Annotated in this window: 2 protein-coding genes; both read left to right on the plus strand. The window is 41.6% G+C overall.

The features are described from left to right. Positions 1–434 precede the first annotated feature (434 nt). Positions 435–2,537 (plus strand): glycosyltransferase, encoded by a 2,103-nt coding sequence (locus IM319_RS21550; RefSeq protein WP_353857215.1) that lies wholly within the window; start codon positions 435–437, stop codon positions 2,535–2,537. A gap of 171 nt (positions 2,538–2,708) precedes the next feature. Beyond that, complete coding sequence (locus IM319_RS21555; RefSeq protein ID WP_287736877.1) at positions 2,709–4,151, plus strand: DUF7305 domain-containing protein; 1,443 nt, start codon at positions 2,709–2,711, stop codon at positions 4,149–4,151. Positions 4,152–4,349 lie beyond the last annotated feature (198 nt).

Consider the following 4,349-nt stretch of genomic DNA (forward strand, 5'->3'; position numbering starts at 1 on the left):
TACAATGGAAAAAGCGATAACCAAGCTAAAAACTGAACCTTGACAACAGATAGTAGGGGGTTTCGTTCAGAAAAGACTTCAAATTCGGCCTTGAACGAGTAAAACTTTCTAGGAAATAAGGTTGAACATTGGATTTTTTCAACTTGTTCAAAGTGGCCGGAGGGCATTCGGACACTCAAAACGGACGGGTCGAAAGTGTCAGACTTAAGCAATTAAGCGTTTTTCGGTGAAGCGTCAACCCCGTTCAGCGACCACCCTAAAAAAGTGGCGTGGTGAGGAATCGCCGTCCGTTTTACGGCGGCGAGGATGTCAAGTCTAACCAAGAATCGATTTTTACGTTCCCTCAAAAACCAGTGTATTCCTCCGTATTCAAGTCGATTTTAGCGATAATATCAGTCATTTTCGTTATGTTAGCAGTGATCGGCGGGCTAATGATGGTCAGTTTATCATTATGTTGGCCAGAACACAATATTTATCGATTACTCCTTGGCTTAGTAGAAGATTTTTTTAACCCCTTTGCTTGGATCAAAGTTCCCACGGTTGCTCATAGCTATCAATTATTATTACCCACGGTTATCCTGCTAATTTTTACGCAGTTAATCATTTTCTTGTCTCCGCGTCCGCAAGTTTGGTCAAGATTAGTCATTATTTCTATCACTCTAGCTATCACCCTGCGCTATCTAGTTTGGAGAATTCTGGCCACCTTAAATCTTTCCACCCCTCTCAATGGCTTTTTTAGTTTACTACTTCTAGGCATTGAGATGATAGTTTTAAGTAGTAGCATGATTCAGTTAGTTTTAGTCTTAACCACAAAAGATAGACGCAAAGAAGCTGATTTTTATAGCCAAGCGGTGAGCAATAAACAGTATTTACCCACGGTAGATATCCTGATTCCTACCTATAATGAGCCAGCCTTCATTTTAACAAGAACTATTATCGGTTGTCAAGCCCTTAATTATCCTCATAAAAATATTTATATTCTCGATGATACCCAGAGATCAGAAATTAATCAATTGGCAGAAAAATTAAATTGTCATTATCTGACTCGTGAGGATAGAAAAAATGCTAAAGCAGGTAATTTAAACCATGCTCTCAGACAAACTCAAGGGGAATTAGTGGTAGTTTTTGATGCAGATTTTATCCCTTGTAGTAACTTTCTAGAAAGAACTGTTGGCTGGTTTCAAAACCCGAAAATTGCCTTAGTGCAAACTCCCCAAAGCTTTTATAATGCCGATCCTATTGCCCATAACTTAGGTTTAGAAAATATCGTTACTCCCGACGAAGAATTATTTTATCGTCATATCCAACCAGCTAAAGATGGGGTGGGTAGTCCTGTCTGCGCTGGCACTTCTTTTATTGCGAGAAGAAAAGCATTAGAGGAAGTGGAATACTTTAATACAGAATCTATTAGTGAAGACTATTTTACTGGGATTGCTATCTCTGCCAAAGGTTATGAAGTTATTTACTTAAATGAAAAACTCAGCGCTGGTTTATCTGCCGAAAGTTTATCCGCTTATTTACGGCAAAGATTGCGCTGGGCCAGAGGAACTTTACAGGCCTTTTTTATCAAAGCTAATCCCCTAAAAATTGCGGGATTAACTCTACCCCAAAGATTAGCTCATCTGGAAGGAATATTATCCTGGTTTTCTCCCTTGGCTCGTTTATTTTCTCTGCTTATTCCTCTCCTTTATACCTTTGGATATATAATACCTTTTAACATTAGCATTGATGAGACAATCTATATCTTTTTACCCTACATGATGCTCCAGTTAGCCACTTATCACTGGTTAAATTCTCGCTCGCGCTCCATTATTTTTTCTGAGGTACTATCGATGATTATTTGTGTACCTACAGCCCTAACAGTTCTCCATGTTCTTTGGAAACCCTTTGACAAAGGATTTCAGGTGACACCGAAGGGAATTGCTCGTCAAAATTATCAATATAATTGGCGTTTATCCTACCCATTGCTGTTTTTTCTCACTATTACCTTAATTAGTATTTTCTTTAATTTACAGCAGCATAATTACCAAGAAAGTCCGCTAAATTTTGGCTTGATTTTGGCTATATATAACGTGGTTATTATCATGACTGCTTTAGTGGCTTTATTGGAAGCTCCCCTCACCCTAGAAACTCAATACCAATTGCTGGAATATCCTGTTAAATTGATAACAGAATCGGATATAATTATACAGGGCAATCTGAAAAAACTTTCGGAAATAGGTGCAGAAATTCACCTGAGGGAACCCATCTACTCAGAAAAATTACTCCTAGATATTTTAGGCGAAGATTTGCGCCTATCGGCTCATCTAGTCAATCTAGAAAAACGAGGAAAAATATGGCAAGCAACCCTTAAATTCCAGCCACTTACCCTATCAGACCAGAGAAAACTAATTACTTTTCTATTCTGTCGTCCCCAGCGCTGGCCGCTGAAAAATACGGCAGGAGAATTACAATCCCTTTGGTTGTTAATTATCAGCTTTTTTCGGGGGATAGGCTTGATTTGTCGGGCAATTCTGAATCGAAAAACAGCCCTTTAGTTAAGTCAAAAGTCGAAAATACTTATCGAAAAATTACTGGCTGATTATCCTATCAACTGGCCTTAGTCTGTGATTTTACTCACAGTGCTATTCTTGTATTATCACAGTTGTCACTTGACCAAAACTTGACAGTATTATAGTAAGAGTAACCATTCTTAGATGGACTGGCTTATGAACAATCGTTTATATCTTCACCTGATGGCTAATAAGGAAAAAGGGTTTGCCTTGCCTCTTGCCATGTTAATTGGACTTATCCTGATGGTGACAGGAATGACTATGATGATGCGCGCCCAAGGAGACCAATCGAAAGTAATTGCCCAAAGAGCCCGGGCTGGTAGTTTAAGAAGTTCCGAAGTGGGGCTGGCTCGCGTGCAGGATCTACTCAATAGTGTTCGAGTTATGGCGACGGTTGATAGTAATTGTACTGCCGGCGATTGTTGGCAGAACGCCCAAGTACCTACTGATAATCCCAGTACCGATTTACAAAGACATTTAAAAAAATTAGTCGATGCCGCCCCCTCCTGTAGTAATCCCAACAATGCTGATACCTTGAAGGCAAAAATCAATGAATTAAGAGGTTTGAGCGCAAATACATGGTTTGAGCTCGGTAATAATCGTTATTATCGCGTGGTTGGATACGATTATAGTATTGGGACTGGCAGGGGAGTTCTCACCCTCGAAGGACTTTCCCGCACCAGTGCCGCAACAGACCTAACTAACACTGCTATCAATAGAGATATTGACGACAATGCCGCCTCCCGTAACCGCGTGGTGGTAACTATCCCTATTCTTGATTTCCGTCCCCTCGCATTTAACCGCACCACGGTCCCAGCTTTATGGATAAGTGACGGAACGGCGGACGATGGTGCTACATTTGAAGGGGATGTAGTGGAGAACGTGGCGAGGCCAGAATGTAAGAATAAACAAGATAAGATTAAACAGCCCACCACCGACGCACCCAATCACCCCTACACAGCACAATTTGTCGGTGTGTTTTTCCCCAATTTACCGCCGATTCCCACCAACCTTCCCTCTGTTCAGAAAGATCTGGCACTTACCACTTCTCAAACTTTTCCCAGAACAGGAGACACACCCACTCCCCGCACGATTAACGGTCAAGGAGTACAGGTGTACGAGTATATCGTTAATAATATCAACTTGAGTGGTAGCGGTCAGATTACCATTACTCCGGGGCAACGGGTAGTTTTTTATGTTAGAGGTAATATTAACGGTGCCATCAAACACCATTGTGGTACTACGACTGGCTGTAAACCGGGCAATCTACAAATTTATGCCAATAATGAATTAAAGTCCACCGCGCCGCAAATTTGTCTGACAGGAAACGAAAAACTAGAAGCGTTTATCTTTGCTCCTGACTATTCCCTCGGTAAAACCGATACCGGTGCTTTCGTCGGCGCTGCCTGGGGTAAAAATTGGGGCCAAATTTCAGGCTGTCCCTCAAGTAGCGGTGCTGTAGCTGTGACTCAAAAGGTAGAATGGACTGAATTAATCCAAGACCTGAAACCCAAATTTCCCCAACTCGGTGAGATTGCCAATTGGTGTGAGGAACGCATCGATACCACGGGTACATCTGAGTGTGTACCCAAGCCCTGAAAAACTTGAATAGAGAAGGGGTAGATTCAGTCCATCCTTTTTTTAACTTATCGGGTTGTTGACATCCTCACCGCCGTAAACGGACGGTGATTCCCAAACCTCACGATTTAGGTTTCTGCTTCTTTCCCTTGCGGGGTTTCGCACCTGCCTTAACAGATTTACTCTGTTCTGGTCTTATGGTCGCTCTACAGACTGACA

The sequence above is a fragment of the Microcystis sp. M113S1 genome (assembly GCF_020246945.1).
In the GTDB taxonomy this organism is placed as follows: domain Bacteria; phylum Cyanobacteriota; class Cyanobacteriia; order Cyanobacteriales; family Microcystaceae; genus Microcystis.